Raw genomic sequence first — 15984 nt, 5'->3', positions numbered from 1 at the left:
TTCGCAACCAACTTGCAGTAGAGCTTGGCCTATTGGCTATATGCCTCCGGGTCCAAGCGACACAAGGGTTAGAGAGATGAGGGCGCCATCGATCAGGACCTTGCCCTGTTCGGGAAAGTTGACGGTGATCCGTTGGCCAGTGACCGATTGAACCTGTCCCGTGCCCCATTCCGGGCGGCCAGGGTGCATCACCAGCATGCCTGGGGTAAGGATCGAGTTCAGGCCGGACATCTGGACCCCCGTGGCGGAAACCGGTGCGGCACGATGAATGGTAGTTCGGTAGAAGGGTGCAATGCTTGAACAACGAAGTCCACAGCCTCCCCGATGAAAGCTGGGATGCGGATGGCACCATCGCGGCCTGCGTGGCCTCGCGGATCTGCCACGACCTGATCAGCCCTTTGGGCGCGATCGCCAATGGCGTCGAGTTGATGACGCTTTCGGGTGCCGAGCGGACGCCGGAGTTCGAACTGATCGCCCAAAGCGTGGACAGCGCCAACGCCCGGCTCCGCTTCTTCCGGCTGGCCTACGGTGCGGCGAGCGGTCGTGACGTCGGCCGCGGTGAGGTGACACGAACGCTCGCCGCGTTGTCGCGTGGCGGACGGATCACCTACGATTGGACGCCGCCTGCCGAGCTTCCGCGCGCCGAGGTGAAGACGGTTTTCCTGTTGATCCAGTGCCTTGAGGCGACCATGCCAGCAGGCGGTCGTATCCAGGTCACCTCGTCCGGCACGGGCTGGGAGGTGGTGGCCGCGGGGCCGCGGCTTCGCCTGGACCTTCCCGCCTGGCAGGTCGTCGGAGCGGGACCGGTCCCGAAGCCCGCGGGCGCGACGCACATCCAGTTCACCCTGCTCGGCGCCGTCCTCGCCGAGAGGGGGCAGCCCTTCAAGTTGCATCAGGCGCCGGATCGGATCGTGGCCCATCTCTGATGGAACTTCCCTGACGGCCACCCTGTTCGCTCTGCGCCGACCAGGAGGGATGCCATGATCGATGCCGACAGCCTGCAACGCATCGCGTTGGCGTTCGACATGGCGACTCGGGCGCACGAGGGCCAGAGACGAGGACATGGCCGGGGCGAACCGTTCATCAACCACGTCGCGGATGTCGCGCGGCGCGTCTCCCGGAGCGCCGCTGTCGATGAAACGACGATAATCGCCGCCCTGCTGCACGACGTTGTCGAGAAGACGGATCATACGCTCGATGACATCGAGGCGACCTTCGGAGCCGAGGTCGCCAAGGTTGTGGGCGAGATGACCGACGATCCGAGCCTGAGCCGGAAGGCGCGCCGGCGACGCCAGATCGAGGAGGCTCCCTCCCTTTCGTCTCGGGCCAAACGTGTCAAACTGGCCGACAAGGCCTCCAAGATGGCATCGATCGCGGAGACGCCTCCCCGCTGGTGGAACCGGTCCAAGGTCCGCGGTGAGGTCGACTGGGCACGTCAGGTCGTGTCGGGGCTGACCGGCACCGATCCCGACCTGGAAGCCGACTTCGACGTGGAATGGCGACGTGCCGACAGCGCTGTCGGATCTTGACGGTCCGACAAATCCCGTGAGCAAGCGCCGATGCTGCGCCGAAGCCCGGCGGAGCGCCAGGTCCGCCCATCCGGTGAACGGGAGTCAGGTACGGCACGAACGGGTGCAAAAACTTCCGGAGCGAGTTGACCCGCCGCGTGCCTGAGGCGCCAGTTTGGGTTTGCCCCTCGGGTCAAGCTCCGCTCGGCGCCGAGACCGTCTGCGGGTGCTCCCTCGTCATGGCCAACCTCGGGTTGCGTTTTGGACCGGAACCTTTGGCCAATGGCTCCCGCCGTCCGGATCAGGGCCGGACCGTGCCGTCGCCAGTGACGATGTACTTGAAGCTCGTGAGTTGTTCGGCGCCGACCGGACCACGTGCGTGAAGCTTGCCCGTCGCAATGCCGATTTCGGCGCCCATGCCGAATTCGCCTCCGTCAGCGAACTGCGTCGAGGCGTTGCGCATGAGGATTGCACTGTCGAGCTGCTCGAAGAACCGGTCGGCGGTGGCATCGTTCTCGGTAAGGATTGATTCGGTATGGCCCGAGCCGTACCGCCGAATGTGCGCGATCGCTTCGTCGACCCCGTCGACCAGCTTGGCCGAGATCACCATGTCCAGGAACTCCCGCCCAAAGTCCTCGGGCGCGGCCTTCACCGTGCCAGGCACCTTCAGAAGCTCCCCTTCCGTCCGGACTTCGACGCCCGCTTTCAGCAGGTCCTCGATGAGGACTGGACCATGCTGCGTGTAGAACCGCCAGTCGATGAGGAGACATTCAGCCGCGCCGCAGATGCCTGTGCGCCTGGTCTTGGCGTTCAGAACGACGCGTCTAGCCTTGTCGAGGTCCGCGTCCCGGTCCGCGTACACATGGCAGATGCCTTCCAGATGGGCAAAGACCGGAACCCGCGCTTCGGCCTGGACCAGCCTGACCAGTCCCTTGCCGCCGCGCGGAACGATGACGTCGATGTGCTGCACGGCCCCAAGCATGGCCGATACCATCGCGCGGTCGCGGGTTGGGACGATCTGGATGCAGTCCTCCGGCAGACGCGCCTGGCGGAGCCCCTCGACGAGGCACCGGTGGATGGCGGCCGAGGAATGCAGGCTTTCGGAGCCGCCCCTCAGGATAACGGCATTGCCCGCCTGCAAGCAAAGCGCGCCGGCATCGGCTGTCACGTTCGGGCGCGATTCGTAGATTACGCCGATGACCCCCAGCGGGGTGCTGACCCGCTTGATATGCAAGCCTGAGGGGACGTCCCACTCTGCCAGGGTCCGGCCCACGGGGTCCCGTTGCGCCGCGATCGCCCGCAGCCCGTCTGCCATCGCCCTAATCCGGCGGGGATCAAGGATCAAGCGGTCGATCATGGCTGGCGGCAGTCCGCGCGCCTCGGCGAAGACGAGATCCTCCGCGTTGGCATCCATGATGGCCTGCTCGTTCGCCTCGATGGCGTGGGCAGCGGAGATCAGGGCGGCGTACTTGCGCTCAGATCCCGTCGTCGCGAGAACCTGCGCGGCCGCGCGTGCCCGCCGGCCCATGTCATTCATCAGGGCGGGAAGTTCGGCAAGATCGAGCATCAGAGCACCATGTCGTCACGATGGATGAGAGCGGCGCGGCCCTTGTAGCCGAGGACGGCCTCGATGTCGCCGCTCTTGCGTCCCGTGAGGGCCCGAGCCTCTTCCGCCGTGTAGCGCGTCAGTCCAAGGCCGAGGCGGATGCCGTCCGGCGACAGGATCGAGACCGGATCGCCACGCCCAAAGCGGCCCTGGACGGCTGTGATTCCCGCCGGCAAGAGGCTCTTGCCCTCGATGAGGGCGCGGACCGCACCGGCATCGACGCGCAACTCGCCCTTGGGCTTCATGGCCGCGATCCAGCGCTTGCGCGCGGCCTGGGGGTCTGTCTGAGCCAGGAACCACGTCGCATTCGCGCCCGACTCGAGCCCGAGGAGAGGGTTCAACGGCGATCCCAGGGTGATCGCCATGGCGCAGCCGGCGTCCGTCGCGACCCGGGCGGCCATGAGCTTGGTGATCATGCCCCCCTTGGAAAGCCCGGAGACGCCCTCCCCGGCCATGGCCTCGATGTTCGGCGTGATCCGCTCCACCACCTCGAAGCGACGAGCCTCAGGGTTCACGTGGGGATTGCCAGAGTAGAATCCGTCCACGTCGGACAGCAGCACCAGCGTGTCCGCCCCTATGGTGACCGCCACCTGCGCGGCAAGACGGTCGTTGTCCCCGTAACGGATCTCATCCGTCGCCACGGTGTCGTTCTCGTTGACGATCGGCACGACGCCCAGCGAGAGCATGGTCTCCATGGTCGCGCGGGAGTTCAGGTAGCGGCGCCGGTCAGCCGAATCCTCAAGGGTGACAAGAACTTGTCCGGCGACGATGCCATGGGGCGCGAGCACCTCCTCGTAGGCCCGGGCCAGACGGATCTGTCCGACGGCTGCAGCCGCTTGCGACTGCTCCAGAGCCAATCCCCCGCTGGGCAGACCCAGGACGCCCCGGCCAAGCGCGATGGACCCCGACGAGACGAGCACGACCTGGGTGCCACGTCCACGGATTCGGGCGACATCCTCGGCCAGGCTGCGGAGCCATGGCGCGCGCAGACCGCTGGTCCGGTCGACAAGGAGGGCGGAGCCGATCTTGACGACCAGCCGCCTGGCCGCCGCCAGAGACGGCGTCAGGGCTGCCACGGCTTGACCTCTTCCGCGTCCCTGCGATCCTCCTGGCGGGCCTCCTCGATGATGGCGCGAAGCGCGCGAAGCACCTCGGTCACGCCTTCCTTGGTTGCGCCCGACATCAGGTAGACCGGTCCTTCGGCCACCTCCTCGAGCTCTGCCCGCTTGGCTGCGCGCTCCTCGTCGTCGAGCGCGTCGACCTTGTTCAGGACCGTGATGCGAGGCTTGTCCGCGAGATCGCCGCCATACTCCTCGAGTTCGTTGATGATGACCTCGCAGTCATGCGCCACGTCTTCCGAGGTGCCGTCGATCAGGTGGAGCAGGACCTTGCAGCGCTCCACATGGCCCAGGAACTGGTCGCCCAAGCCCCGACCCTCGCTTGCCCCTTCGATCAGCCCGGGGATGTCGGCGATGACGAACTCGGCCGCATCCACGCCAACGACGCCAAGGTTGGGCACCAAGGTGGTGAACGGGTAGTCGGCGATCTTCGGACGCGCGTTCGACGTCGCTGCCAGGAATGTGCTCTTGCCGGCGTTGGGCATGCCGAGCAGGCCGGCATCGGCGATCAGCTTGAGCCGGAGCCAGACCGTCCGCTCGACTCCCTCCTGCCCGGAGTTCGCCCGTCGGGGTGCACGGTTGGTCGAACTCGCGAAATGCAGGTTGCCCCATCCCCCATTGCCGCCCTGGGCCAGGATGACCTTCTGGCCCGGCTCCGTCAGGTCCGCAATGAGAGTCTCTTCGTCCTCGTCGATGATCTCGGTCCCGACCGGCACCCGCAGAATGACGTCATCGCCAGTGGCCCCTGTCTTCTGGCTGCCCTGCCCGGATCGTCCGTTCTTGGCGAAGAAATGCTGCTGGTAGCGGAAATCGATCAGGGTATTGAGCCCTTCGACCGCCTCGACCACCACGTCGCCGCCTTTCCCCCCGTCCCCGCCATCCGGGCCGCCGAACTCCACGAACTTCTCGCGGCGGAACGAGATGCAGCCGTTTCCGCCCGAACCTGAACGGACATGGACCTTCGCGAGATCGAGGAATTTCATGGATGGCGGTCCTTTTCTCAGGCTGAAGGCCATAGCGGAACCGCGGCGTCGGCTCAAGCGCGGGCTGATGCACCCTGAGAATCGTAGGCCATGTCGAACTCCGGCAGGCAGCCACGAAGACCAGTCTATTACTGAAGGTCTCCAGGTCGTCTATGTCGGCTCCATCGCTGGTCGCGTCTGTTCCTGCGCGTGGCGGACCAGGGGACCGGTGGAAGGGACTCGGGTCAGTCTCCCGGACCGGCCGGACCTGGCCACATGACGGGCTACGGTAACGCTTGAGTCGGCCCGAAGCTGAAAGTCGATACCGTCGTCAGCCTTGAGGCAGAGCCCGCCCCTCAGGGCCGTTCCCACCCAACCACTTCATCGGACCAGTTCCGGCTAGGCGACAAAGACATAGGTGGTGCAGACAAGCGCCGAGAGCCCCACGACGAGCCCGACCGCACGACGTAGCACCCAGGCCCTGCGATCATCGGGACTGGGGGTCGGCGCAACCGGGTAATCCCAGTTGAAGAAGCATTCTTCCTCATAGTCGGTCATGGTTCTGCGCTCCCTCTTTGCTGAGCGAAGCCTGTGCGCCGCTGGGCACAGGCCGCTGGACTAGGCTGTCCTCACAAAATACGAGCATCTTTGTCGTGATTATCAAGAGAATGATTTTTCATTGTTGCCAGCTCGTGGAGGATAAGTGTCCCGATCCCCGCCCGGGCTGAGGCTGCTCCACGGGCACGATCGACCAACGCCGCCGCGACTCCGGAGAGTTACGGACCTTGGGCCGCTCATCGCGAGGACCTGCAGTACATTGTCCTGTGTCGCTCCGGCTGCACCGCTGTCGCCTGGCATCTCGGCAGGCGAACTCCGCTAGGATCAACTGCGGTCGGCCGAGGCCATCGCCGAGGTAGGCCGAACGCGGCAGAGCGGAGCGCCATTCCGACGCCGCCGTAGAGAGGTTGCTTGATCAGCGAGCAGGACGACATCGGCCCGAGTTTTGCCAGGTTGGATCCCCAAGAGCTGGTCGTACTATAATTTTGGATGAGGGCTTGTTCCTGCGCGGCCTGTGCTGCTAAACCCCGCGGCGGAGACGTGGCCGAGTGGTCGAAGGCACACCCCTGCTAAGGGTGCAGACGGGAAACCGTCTCGAGGGTTCGAATCCCTTCGTCTCCGCCATTTACCTCAAGTTCTTCCACGCCTGACATGCGTTTAAGCCATGACTGTCGTGCATTCCCACCTCGCTTCCCACCTAGCGGTTCAGGCCGAAAAGTAGACCTTGGTAGTTGTCGACCAATTCTGGGCCAAATACTGGCCCACCGCTGCTGATCAGGACTACGGTTGGGATCGCCAGCGGATGACTCGACAAGTAGGAGACGCGTTCCTGCAACCGCCTCGCATTGGCGTGAGTTGGTTCAGTAACAATCACAGCCCGGTGCGCCTTATGGCCCGTGACGACTCCTACCGGTATTTCAGTATCCCGACCGGCTCCAGCCTCACAGGCGGCTCCATCGGCGAGGCCGTTTAGCCCTGTCTACGCCGGGCCAGTCCCTTGCCCGAGGATCCCTACGACGACTGCTCCCATCGCTTGCTCCATGCGCTGGCGCGGCGGGACGGGCCTGTCCGCTAAAGGGCACTGTTGATCCGGACCACGGCTCAGAGCCCGATGAGGCTAAGGGCGAGCAAGCCCCAGGGCGTGGCCCCAATTCCCAAGGCGAGAGCCACCCATAGCCCGACCCGGGCGCGGCGGGGCGGCTGGGTTTGCTCGTTCTCTGTCGGAGACCGCCCCCAACCAAGATGGTGGGCCAAGGGCCAGGAGGGTCGAAGGTCGCTACTCATGTCCCGGTTTGGCTTTGCTTCCATGAACGGCCACGGCGTGGTTGGCGGCGAGAACAATTTGGCGCAGCCATGCTGCGGTCTCGGTTTGCACGTCCTGTAGGTCCTTTGTGGCGTCGCTGAGGCCCCGGTCCCGTAACCTCGGGGAAGGCGTGAACTCCTGAAATGTGAGGTCCATGACTCCTCCTGATGTGTGCCTGTGGCCTCGCACGGAAGGTGCGGATTAAGGACAGGCTGAACGAAACGGACAGCGCTATCCAAGTGCGGCACATGCTCCGGAGGTTTAGGGAAGCAGTAATCCTTGGGGTTGAGGTCACAGCCCCTCGCGCCTCGGCTCGGGGCCGCGCGGCATGGCCGCGCCGTCACTCATCAGGACCATGCGGAAGCTCGCGGCCGGGGCACAGCTGCCGATGGACGGATAGCCGGGCTGATCGGCCAGGACGACGCGGGTGGGGCGCCCCCCGCAGCCGAAACAGCGGAGCCGCGCCGCCACGTCGAGGAGCCGGGCGCCCGGCCCGATCCGGGACGCCAGCCTCGCCAGGGGCGGGCTCGTGAGCCGGTAGCTCGGGACAGCCGCAGAACACGTCGAGCCACCACCATCGGGGCAGATCGGCCAGGGTGGCAGTTGCGAGGAGCGGCTCCAGACACCGGAGCACCCGCGCGCTTTTCTTTGCTCCCTTCTAGGCACATTGTGGACGTCCCTTGGGAGGCAAGGTGGCTTCTTGAACGTCTGGCGCGCAGTCGGGTGCCGACATCTGTCCGGCCTTTGGTGCGGCCCTGAGATGCCGCAGGCCCGTATGGGAGTTCGCGGACCGGCTCCATGTCGGAACCGCGGGCTCGTGGGCACGCTGCCCCTGTCTGGTTCTGTCCTGTCCCGTCTCGTCGCCCGTTGCGCCGTACCGTCCGTCTGCCCCTCCTGCCTCCCCAGCAGCCTCCCACCGACGGCCCTGATCAGGCAACCACAGGAGGAGCTCTGTAGACCTCACCCCTTGCGAGCAACGCCCAAGCCGTCCTGGCCATCTTGTTGGCGAGGGCCACGATGACCAGCATGCGCGGCTTGCGGGCGAGCATCCGCGCCAGCCAGGAGCCTGCGGCCAGATCGCGTCGGCTCGCATGGCGCACCACGGCGCCGGCCCCGACGACAAGCAGCCGTCGCAGGGTGCGCCCGCCCATCCGGGAGATGGTGCCCAGCTTCTGCTTGCCTCCTGTCGACCACGCAGGGCGAGAACTGGCCGAAGAACTCCAGCACCTTCGCTCGTCGCAGCGTCTTGCGAAACACGACCCGGCCTGCCGCATCGGCACCGTGCGCCTGAAAGACCAGCTTCGCCAGATCCAGCCCAACCGTGGTCGCCCCTCCCATGGACGCCTCCCTCGAGTGGTGTTCGACACCCCCACTCTGGCCCAGCAAGGCCACCGGGGGCGTCCACCCGATCAGGACTTCACTGATTGCGGTTGAGCGCTTCCGCGATCTGCCGCACGCTGAGCGGCTTCTCGAGGCGGGGCAGGTCGCGGTAGCGCTCCGGGATCGACCACGCCTCGTAGCCGGTGGCGAACACAACGCGGATGAGCCGCTCCCGCAGGGTGTAGACCAGCGGGTAGACCATGTCGCAGCCCAGGTTGATGTCGAGAACGGCGGCGTCGGGGGCGGGGCTGGTGTTCAGGAGGTCCATCGCCCCCTCGATGTCCGGCACCGGGCCCAGCACCAGGGCGCCCGCGTCCTCGAGCTCGGCCTGGAGGTCCTGGGCCATGAGGTAATCGTCCTCCACGAGGAGGATGCGGCGGCCCTGGAGCGTGACGTGTGCGACCGGCTCAGCCATCGGGATCTCCCTGGCTGGAGAAGGCCACGTCGAGCGTGGAGGACACCGGCACGATGATGGTGCAGCGCACGCCGTCGGGGGTCAGCTCGTAGGTGGTCTGCGCCTTGAGCTGGTAGGGCAGCGCCCGTTCGATCAGCTCGCGCCCGTAGCCCTGCCGGCGGCGCTGGGGCTGTCCGTTGATCGCCGCCTCGTTCGGGGCCCCATCAGGGTGGAGCACCGGCACCCCGCTCTCCCGCCAGTCCACCCGCAGCCGCTGCTCGGTCTCTTGGCCCGGCACCAGGCTCCACTTCACCTCGAGGTGGCCTTCGGGCTTCGACAAGGCCCCATACTTGAGGGCGTTGGTCGCCAGCTCGTGGAGGGCGAGCGCAAAGGTCTGCACCGTGGCCGAGCGCAGGCGGATGCCCTTGGGGCCGCGCAAGCTGATCTGCTGGCCGTGCCCGTCCCCGTCCGCGATGCCGTGGGCCTGGAGCTCGGTCTGGAGGAGCTGGTCAAAGGTGATGCGGTCGCCGTCCTCCAGGCGGGACAGCAGGCCGTTGACGCGGGCCAGCGCGTCGAGCCGGGGCCGGAAGCGGGCGCGGAAGTCGTCCAGCGTCTCCGCGGTGGCGAAGGTCTTCTCCGTCACCCCCTTCACCACGCCCACCAGGTTCCTCGAGCGGTGCTGGAGCTCGGCCACCAGCACGCGCAGGCGGTCCTGCAGCTCCACCTCGGCGGTGGCGTCATGCCCGATGCCGGCGATGCGCTGCACCCGGCCCGCCTCGTCGAGAAGCGGAAAGTCGGTGTCGCGGATCCAGCAGACCTGCCCGTCGGGGCGCAGGATGCGGAAGGCGTGCAGGACGTGCTCGCCCTCGCGCACCTGCCGGAGGGCCTCGAGTGCCTTGTCGCGGTCCTCGGGCAGGATGAGATCCGCCCAGCGGCGGACGTGGTTGCCGCCCAGGATGTCTTCGAGCTTGGTCCCGTAGATCTCCTCAAAGGCGGGGCTGACATACTCGAAGGCGAGGCTCTCGGCGTCGCGGATCCAAAGCACGTCCGCCGAGGCCTCGCCGAACTGCCGGAAGCGCGCCTCGCTCGACCGCAGGGCCTCCTCGGTGGCCCGCCGTTCGGTCACGTCCTGGCCCACCTTGAGGAAGCCCGTGACCCTGCCGTCAGGTCCCGTGAGCGGCCGGGTCATGCCCTCGATGAACACGCGGCTGCCGTCCTTGCGCTGGTGCCAGCGCACGTCGGGCGCGTGGCCGTTCTCCCGGGCCTCCTGCCGCTCCTTCGCGGGCTGGCCCGCCTCCCGATCCTCGGGGGTAAAGGTCATGCCGACGGGCTGACCCACCGCCTCCTCGGCCGACCAGCCGAAGACCTCCTGGGCGCCGGCAGGCCAGGTCTCGATCCGGCCTGCCGCATCGGTGGTGAAGATGGCGTGGTCGGCGGCCGTCTGCACGATGGCGCGGAAGCGCTCCTCGCTCGCGCGCAGACGATCCTCGGCCGTCCGCCGCTCGGTGACGTCCTCGAAGAGGACCGCCACGCGGGGGCTGCTCGCGTCCTCCGGATCAGGCTTGAACAAGTAGAAGTCGAACCACTGGCCGGTGGCGTTGGCGAAGTCCTCCCGCCGCTCGGGCTGGCCTGTCCGGGCCACGCGTCCCCAGTGCTCGTACCAGGCGAGCTCCCAGTCCGCGATCTCGCTCATGCGCCGGCCCGCGATGTCGACGCCCAGGATGCGCGCGGCGGCCGGGTTGGCCTCCAGGTAGATGACGTCCACTGCGTGCCCGGCCTCGTCGAAGATCACGTCGCCCAAGGCATAACCCTGGTCCATGCTCTCGAAGAGCGAGCGATACCGGACCTCGCTGTCGCGCAGCGCCGCCTCGGCGCGGGCGCGCGCCATCGCCGCCCAGGTGCGCTCGGCCGTCTCTTGGGTGAGCGCCACCTCCGCGTCGGTCCAGGGATAAGGCTCGTGGTTGTGGACCATCAGGTTGAGCGCGAGGCGGCCACCGTCGATCAGCGGCACGCTCAGGCCTGCCCGGACGCCGATCGCCGCAAGCGCTTCGAGATCCGGCCGGGCATAGGGCGGCTCGCCCACATCGTCGAAGCAGACCGTCACTCCGGCCCGAAGCTCGTCCAGCAGCGGCCCGAGAAAGTCGGACTGCCGCAAGGTGGCTGGATGCGTCTCGGCGCCCTCCGCGGTCCAACCCCGGCGGATATGGACCAGGTCGTGCTCGTCGTCGAACTCCCCGAACGCGACCCGGGAGGCCTTGAGCTGGAGCCCCAGGAGCCGAGCTGCGGTCTCGACCACCTCCTCGGCGCTGGTCTGGACGCGCATGGCGTCCCCAAGCGCCAGCAGGAACGCCTGCCGCTCCTCGCTGTCCCGCAGCGCCGCCTCCGCCCGTTTACGTTCGGTGATGTTGTTGAAAACGTGGGCGACGAACCGTCCGCCCTCGCCAACTGGCGAGAAATAGACGTCGAACCAGCCATCGACGTCCTGCTGATAGTGCTGGACCCGGACCGGTCGACCGGTTCGCACCAACTCCCGGTACAAGTCCACCCAGTAGTCTTCGACTCTCGGCAAGACGTCGAAGAGCGACCGGCCGATGACGTCATGAAGGCCGCTCTGACGTTCGTAGGCTGCGTTCACCTCGCGGAAGATCACGTCGATAATCTCGCCCTGGTTGTCGTAGACCAGCTCCTGAATCGCCAGCCCCTCGTCGATCGCGTCGAACAGCGTACGGAACTTCGCCTCGCTCCCGCGCAGCGCCGCCTCGGCGCGGGCCCGCTCCATCGCTGCCCAGGTGCGCTCGGCCGCCTCCTCCACGAGGGCGATCTCCTCGGGTGTCCAACGGCGCGCCCGAGACGAGACGGCCATGAGCGACGTGGGGGCGCGTCCTTCTCCGCGCCGAATGGTCGACGCCAACATGGCCCGCATACCCAGGGCCTTGCTCTTGGCCCGCTCAGACTCTGGGAGGCCGCGCCCTTCGACGTCGTCGTCGATGACGAAGGTCCCGTGGAGCGCTTGCTCGTAGACCTCGGGAAAGTCCGACAGGCGAACCGTGGGCGGGAGAGGCGGGACGGTGTCGTTGCCAACCTGATAGGGGAACACCGCCTCCTCCTCGTCAGGACGGTAGAGGCTGATGCAGCAGCGGTCGAGCCGCAACTCGTCCGAGAGCATCCGGAGCGCGCGGTCCGCCACCGCATCCACGTCCGGCTCTGCCCGCAGCGCGTCCGAGAGCCGAAGCAGGAACGCCTGGGCCCGGAACCGGGCGCCGACTTCCGTGGCGAAGCCATGCACGGCCAGCACGCCACCCGCCCCGTCCCACACGGGGGTCAGCACGCCATCCCAGACCTCGCCACCCGCCTCGCTCGCGGACGCGGGCTGGGCGGGCACGTCGATGGCCTCGCCAGCGAAGGCGCGGTCGTAGAGCGGAGCCACGGCCGGGTCGCCTTCGGGCAGGGCCTCCGCGTGCGGGCGGCCCAGCGCGCCGGGGTGGCGGGCGCCGAAGAGCCGCGCGGCCGTGTCGTTGTAAAGGAGCACCCGCTCTGGCCCGACCACCATGGTGGACACACGCGGGCTGGCGAGCATCAGCTCCGCCACGACCTTCAGCCGTTCGGGCCAGCCCTCTACGGGCCCGAGCGGTGTCGCCGTCCAGTCGTGCTCGCGGATGCGGCGGGCCATCTCGCTGTCGCCGGGCGGCCAGGCGGAACTCGTGTTGCGGGTCGTCATCGCCAACTCTCCAGCCCTCGAGGGGCTCATGCCGAACAGGGCGAGCCGCAGCCGGTTCCCCGCCGACCGGCCATCTCCTGAGCCGGAGTATCACGAGGAGGGCTCCCCATGGACAACCTGTTCTGGCTGAGCGTGGCGCAGATGGTCCGTCCGAGACCCTTCCTCCCTCGCCCTCACGGCAGACCACGCGTGGATGACCGGCGGGGGCTCAGCGGCATCATATTCGTGAACCGCAACGGCCTGCGCTGGCGCGATGCGCCCACCGCCTAAGGCTCGCACAAGACACTCACCACGCGGTGGCGACGCTCGAGCCGCAACGGCGTGTTCGCACGTATCCTCCTGGCGTTGTCGCATGCGCGACCTGAGGTCAAGACCCTGATGTTGGATGCCACCTGCCTGAAGGTCCACCGGACGGCGGCGAGCTTGCGCGCCTTCAAAGGTCTGAAGTCAGGTCGTCGCCTGATCGGGCGCACGAAGGGTGGCCTCACCTCCAAGCTCCACGTCGTGGCCGATGCGCAAGGCCGGCCCATCCAGATGTTTCTGAGCGCCGGTCACCGGAGTGACTACATAGGGGCGCTAGCCCTGCCCTCGTCATTGCCGGGCGCCCAAGTATGTTGCTGAATGCACGGGGCTTTAGATCCGTCTGGAGCGCGTATCGCAGACTTTGGGCATGCGCCTGTCAAGCCGGGCATCGGCGTCACGTTGAGCAGAGGGATTTAGGCGCACTTAGGCCTGAGGTTCTCGCCTTTGGCAGCTAGGCTGCGAGCGCTGCGTTGGTCCCCGATAGTGCGCCCTGCTCGACCCGATCATGCGATGCAAAACGCGACCGAAGGTCAGCGGACTGGGACGCCCCAGTCACAGACGATGGACAAGGTAGCTGACCATTGAAGTGAAAGAGTCGTGCCCGAATGTTTCGCAACGAATGGAAAGCTCACGTCAGGCCGACTTCACCAACGCTGAGAGGCGACAATCAGAAGACCCGCGAAAACCTTCGATTCTCGCTGGACTGACACCGTCGCTGCAAAGCTTTGGGGGATCTCTGGCGGGCCAAGAGCGAAGGCGTCGGGCGGACGCCTTCGCTGCAAAGGCTGGAAGTCAGCCGCCGCTCCCCGTGGCGCTTTCTGACCCGGTGGTCTCGCCCGCCGCTCCGTTGCCGGACTGCGCTTGGGCCATTGCGTCGGTCACCATCATGTCAGGATTGTCGGCACAGGCTGACTGGAGCGCGGTCAGCATGTCCCCGGGCAAGGCGGCTTGCCCGGTCGTTCCAGCTGTAGCGTCCGAGCCCGCGACTCCGGTGGTGGTTCCGCCCGAGGTTCCTTCCGTCGACGCAGCCGCGCCGGACGCGTCACCCGCGGTTGCAGCGGTCGTCGAATCGGAAGCCTCCCCTGCTCCTCCGACTTGCAGAGACGCCATAGCGCCGGCCTGAGCCGTCGCATCCATGCCGGAGAAGTCGGCACATGTCATGGTGCTGGTATCCGGCGCGGCCTCTTGGGACAGGGCCGGGAACGCAACCAGCATCGAGGTTGCGACCAATCCGATCAGTTGTCTCATAGCTCTCCTCCTGAACGCCGCAGCCTGCGGCACTCAGTCAACGAAGGAACGGTCGAATCGTTCGTCGTGCGTCCGGCCTCAAGCCATTACCTGCCGTCTCCCCGCGTGTGGCCCTGCCCTACGCCTCAGGGTAGCCGACCTCTCGCAGAGAGTCTGACAGGCTGGACCCTGCCGGATGTCCCACCCGTGGTCCGCCGACCAATCCTTGGGCCATGGCAAAGGGACAGGACCGACATCGGAGCAGATCGGTCGCATCGGTGCGGAAGGCGTCCCATCCGGCAACTCCGCTGTCCTAAAGGAACCTGAATCGCGACCTGGCAGGCTGCAGGCCCAACTCCCTTAGACTTTCGTTGTAGTTCAGGACCCCAAGGCGGTCGGCGACCAGTCTCGCAAGGCGGCGTGCCGCACGGGTTGCATGAGGTTCGGGATCGGGATCTTCGGAGAACGCAGCGAAACACCCTGCCCTGTCCTTTTCGAGATGCAGGCGAAAACCCGTGTAGCGCCGCCGCCCATTGATTTCGACCGAACGTGCCTCTTCCGCGGTTCCCTGCTCCGACATGACAATCTGAAAGTCCGGCAAGAGCGCCGACGAGAATTCCACGACCTGATCAGACCCCACCATGACGTCCGAGAACTCGGAAGTTAGCCTCTGCAGCAACGTCGCTTGGGGGAGGGAAAGGAATTCGGTTCGGAGACGCCGGCCCAGGCTGGCCAGGGTCGAGGCTGTTTTCTTGGTTCTCCAACTTGGCCAGAGCTCCAACATGTAGTCCTCCTAGATCATTGCGATCATTGAAGAAATTGGATCTGGAATCCACAAGCTCGCACAGTGCCGTTCGTGGTAGACTGTGGCAAACTTCATACCTTCGGACAATAAGAGCCAGGATTCTCGGGAATCCTGATCCAGATCGATCCTCGATATCCCGATGCGCCGCCACTTGCCGCTAACGAGCCGACTGAGAACTGGAAGGTCCAACTATTTCCTGTCCAGATACGATGCTCTGATTATGAGCCAAACTGGCGACCCTGAAGTTCCAATCAGCGTCGCGCGTCGAGAAACAAATTGCCGACACGTAAGCAATCCCATTCAACTCAGCCGCCCACTGACCTTTGCGACTCGGGAGCGCCGAAGCCTCCCGTGAACGGCAGGACAGTCGAATGCGGCCAAAACGCTTCTTTCGTTTTCCCTGCGGAAGCGATCAACACAATTCTGCCACAGAAAATCCCCAGTATCCTGAGAACCGCCCGCCGCTCGAGGAGGAGCTGGCAGGTTTGCGTCGGGATGGGACGGTGCCGGAACGGATCGTATCGTTCATGTCGGGTCGAAGGATCGAGAGCAGCCGTGACTACTTCACGGCTGTGGTCACTCCGAACTACGAGACATTCTTCGAGCAGACTGCGACTTTCGCCAGCGCGGTGAACCTTGTTGCCTGCCTGGTCGATTTCCACCGCTGGCTCTTCGATGAATATGCCGACCAGCTCCGGCTGCTTTACCAGGCTCAGTTGGGCTCAGCTGCCGAGTTCTGGGACATCGTGCGTTCGGCAGATACAAAGTTCGAGTGTCTCGCGTCGCTTCTCGGCGTCCCTCCTAAGATGGAGCTGGTCCATCACGCGCCGGCGCCGACCCGCGGGCTGCGCGATGTGGAGATGACCTACACGCGCTATGCGTCGCCGCGTAGGGCAGCAGGACGCGGGCGCGGCCCCAGCCAGTTCACCATCGTGCATGGCGAGACGGGTGTTCCTTTCGAGGACTGCGTCGCGGACCTGCACCGTCTCTGGTCGTCGTTGCTGGCCCGGCTGGGCGACTCGTGATCGAGCCGCCCGGGACGGACCGGGGATGCCCGGCCGCCTGCCGTTGTCCGTGCACGCTTGGCCCACGACCGCAAGGT

The 15984-nt window shown here is 66.2% G+C and carries 12 protein-coding genes, 1 tRNA gene and 2 pseudogenes; 5 read left to right on the top strand and 10 right to left on the bottom strand.

Annotated elements, in window-relative coordinates; translation table 11 throughout:
• Positions 1-36: 36 nt before the first annotated feature.
• Positions 37-231, bottom strand: coding sequence for a DUF3553 domain-containing protein (locus tag J3P31_RS17495; RefSeq protein WP_210529800.1), 195 nt, complete (start codon positions 229-231; stop codon positions 37-39).
• Positions 232-296: 65 nt separating this feature from the next.
• Here J3P31_RS17495 and J3P31_RS17490 point away from each other — a divergent pair, with 65 nt between their 5' ends.
• Complete coding sequence (locus J3P31_RS17490; protein ID WP_210529799.1) at positions 297-926, top strand: histidine phosphotransferase family protein; 630 nt, start codon at positions 297-299, stop codon at positions 924-926.
• 54 nt (positions 927-980) lie between these two features.
• A complete protein-coding gene (locus J3P31_RS17485; RefSeq protein ID WP_210529798.1) occupies positions 981-1529 on the top strand; it encodes an HD domain-containing protein in 549 nt (182 codons plus the stop codon).
• Positions 1530-1809: 280 nt separating this feature from the next.
• Here the strand turns inward: J3P31_RS17485 and J3P31_RS17480 are convergent, their stop codons facing one another.
• From J3P31_RS17480 to J3P31_RS17465, 4 genes are all read right to left on the bottom strand, one after another.
• A complete protein-coding gene (locus J3P31_RS17480; RefSeq protein WP_210529797.1) occupies positions 1810-3075 on the bottom strand; it encodes a glutamate-5-semialdehyde dehydrogenase in 1266 nt (421 codons plus the stop codon).
• Entirely contained in the window at positions 3075-4181 is a 1107-nt protein-coding gene (gene proB / locus J3P31_RS17475) for a glutamate 5-kinase (protein ID WP_246849637.1), read from the bottom strand. The genes J3P31_RS17480 and proB overlap by 1 nt, the downstream gene beginning before the upstream one ends.
• Entirely contained in the window at positions 4178-5215 is a 1038-nt protein-coding gene (gene obgE, locus J3P31_RS17470) for a GTPase ObgE (protein WP_210529795.1), read from the bottom strand. The genes proB and obgE overlap by 4 nt, the downstream gene beginning before the upstream one ends.
• Before the next feature lie 378 nt (positions 5216-5593).
• The gene (locus tag J3P31_RS17465) at positions 5594-5752 is read right to left on the bottom strand and encodes a hypothetical protein (RefSeq protein ID WP_210529794.1); all 159 of its coding nucleotides are present in this window, start codon (positions 5750-5752) and stop codon (positions 5594-5596) included.
• 534 nt (positions 5753-6286) lie between these two features.
• On the opposite strand from J3P31_RS17465, the gene J3P31_RS17460 reads away from it, so the two are divergent.
• Positions 6287-6376: transfer RNA gene (locus J3P31_RS17460), tRNA-Ser, on the top strand.
• A 1608-nt stretch (positions 6377-7984) separates the two neighbouring features.
• Here the strand turns inward: J3P31_RS17460 and J3P31_RS17455 are convergent.
• The 3 genes and pseudogenes from J3P31_RS17455 to J3P31_RS17445 all read right to left on the bottom strand — a co-directional run.
• Positions 7985-8245, bottom strand: a pseudogene (locus J3P31_RS17455) (IS110 family transposase); the annotation flags it as partial.
• Positions 8246-8472: 227 nt separating this feature from the next.
• Positions 8473-8850 carry a response regulator gene (locus J3P31_RS17450; RefSeq protein ID WP_210529792.1) on the bottom strand — a complete coding sequence of 126 codons (378 nt, stop codon included), beginning with the start codon at positions 8848-8850 and terminating at the stop codon, positions 8473-8475.
• The gene (locus J3P31_RS17445) at positions 8843-12547 is read right to left on the bottom strand and encodes a PAS domain S-box protein (protein WP_210529791.1); all 3705 of its coding nucleotides are present in this window, start codon (positions 12545-12547) and stop codon (positions 8843-8845) included. The genes J3P31_RS17450 and J3P31_RS17445 overlap by 8 nt, the downstream gene beginning before the upstream one ends.
• 108 nt (positions 12548-12655) lie before the next feature.
• Between J3P31_RS17445 and J3P31_RS21475 the strand changes: the two are divergent.
• Positions 12656-13194, top strand: a pseudogene (locus J3P31_RS21475) (IS5 family transposase); the annotation flags it as partial.
• 448 nt (positions 13195-13642) lie between these two features.
• Here J3P31_RS21475 and J3P31_RS17435 read toward each other — a convergent pair.
• Together J3P31_RS17435 and J3P31_RS17430 are read right to left on the bottom strand one after the other, a co-directional pair.
• A complete protein-coding gene (locus tag J3P31_RS17435; protein ID WP_210529789.1) occupies positions 13643-14098 on the bottom strand; it encodes a hypothetical protein in 456 nt (151 codons plus the stop codon).
• A gap of 292 nt (positions 14099-14390) precedes the next feature.
• Positions 14391-14861 (bottom strand): hypothetical protein, encoded by a 471-nt coding sequence (locus J3P31_RS17430; RefSeq protein ID WP_210529788.1) that lies wholly within the window; start codon positions 14859-14861, stop codon positions 14391-14393.
• A gap of 392 nt (positions 14862-15253) precedes the next feature.
• Between J3P31_RS17430 and J3P31_RS17425 the strand changes: the two genes are divergently transcribed.
• Complete coding sequence (locus J3P31_RS17425) at positions 15254-15907, top strand: hypothetical protein (RefSeq protein WP_210529787.1); 654 nt, start codon at positions 15254-15256, stop codon at positions 15905-15907.
• Positions 15908-15984: the final 77 nt, after the last annotated feature.

This window comes from Rubellimicrobium arenae (assembly GCF_017916275.1).
Lineage (GTDB): Bacteria > Pseudomonadota > Alphaproteobacteria > Rhodobacterales > Rhodobacteraceae > Rubellimicrobium > Rubellimicrobium arenae.
The sequence above is the reverse complement of the archived record's forward strand: the minus strand, read 5'-3'. Positions and strand labels throughout refer to the sequence as shown.

Excerpts from the sequence above, each read along its gene's own strand:
- obgE (WP_210529795.1), bottom strand. The coding sequence starts at position 5,215 with ATGAAATTCCTCGATCTCGCGAAGGTCCATGTCCGTTCAGGTTCGGGC.
- J3P31_RS17480 (WP_210529797.1), bottom strand. The coding sequence starts at position 3,075 with ATGCTCGATCTTGCCGAACTTCCCGCCCTGATGAATGACATGGGCCGG.
- J3P31_RS17430 (WP_210529788.1), bottom strand. The coding sequence starts at position 14,861 with ATGTTGGAGCTCTGGCCAAGTTGGAGAACCAAGAAAACAGCCTCGACC.
- J3P31_RS17425 (WP_210529787.1), top strand. The coding sequence starts at position 15,254 with ATGCGGCCAAAACGCTTCTTTCGTTTTCCCTGCGGAAGCGATCAACAC.
- J3P31_RS17485 (WP_210529798.1), top strand. The coding sequence starts at position 981 with ATGATCGATGCCGACAGCCTGCAACGCATCGCGTTGGCGTTCGACATG.
- J3P31_RS17445 (WP_210529791.1), bottom strand. The coding sequence starts at position 12,547 with ATGACGACCCGCAACACGAGTTCCGCCTGGCCGCCCGGCGACAGCGAG.
- J3P31_RS17435 (WP_210529789.1), bottom strand. The coding sequence starts at position 14,098 with ATGAGACAACTGATCGGATTGGTCGCAACCTCGATGCTGGTTGCGTTC.
- J3P31_RS17465 (WP_210529794.1), bottom strand. The coding sequence starts at position 5,752 with ATGACCGACTATGAGGAAGAATGCTTCTTCAACTGGGATTACCCGGTT.
- J3P31_RS17450 (WP_210529792.1), bottom strand. The coding sequence starts at position 8,850 with ATGGCTGAGCCGGTCGCACACGTCACGCTCCAGGGCCGCCGCATCCTC.
- J3P31_RS17495 (WP_210529800.1), bottom strand. The coding sequence starts at position 231 with ATGTCCGGCCTGAACTCGATCCTTACCCCAGGCATGCTGGTGATGCAC.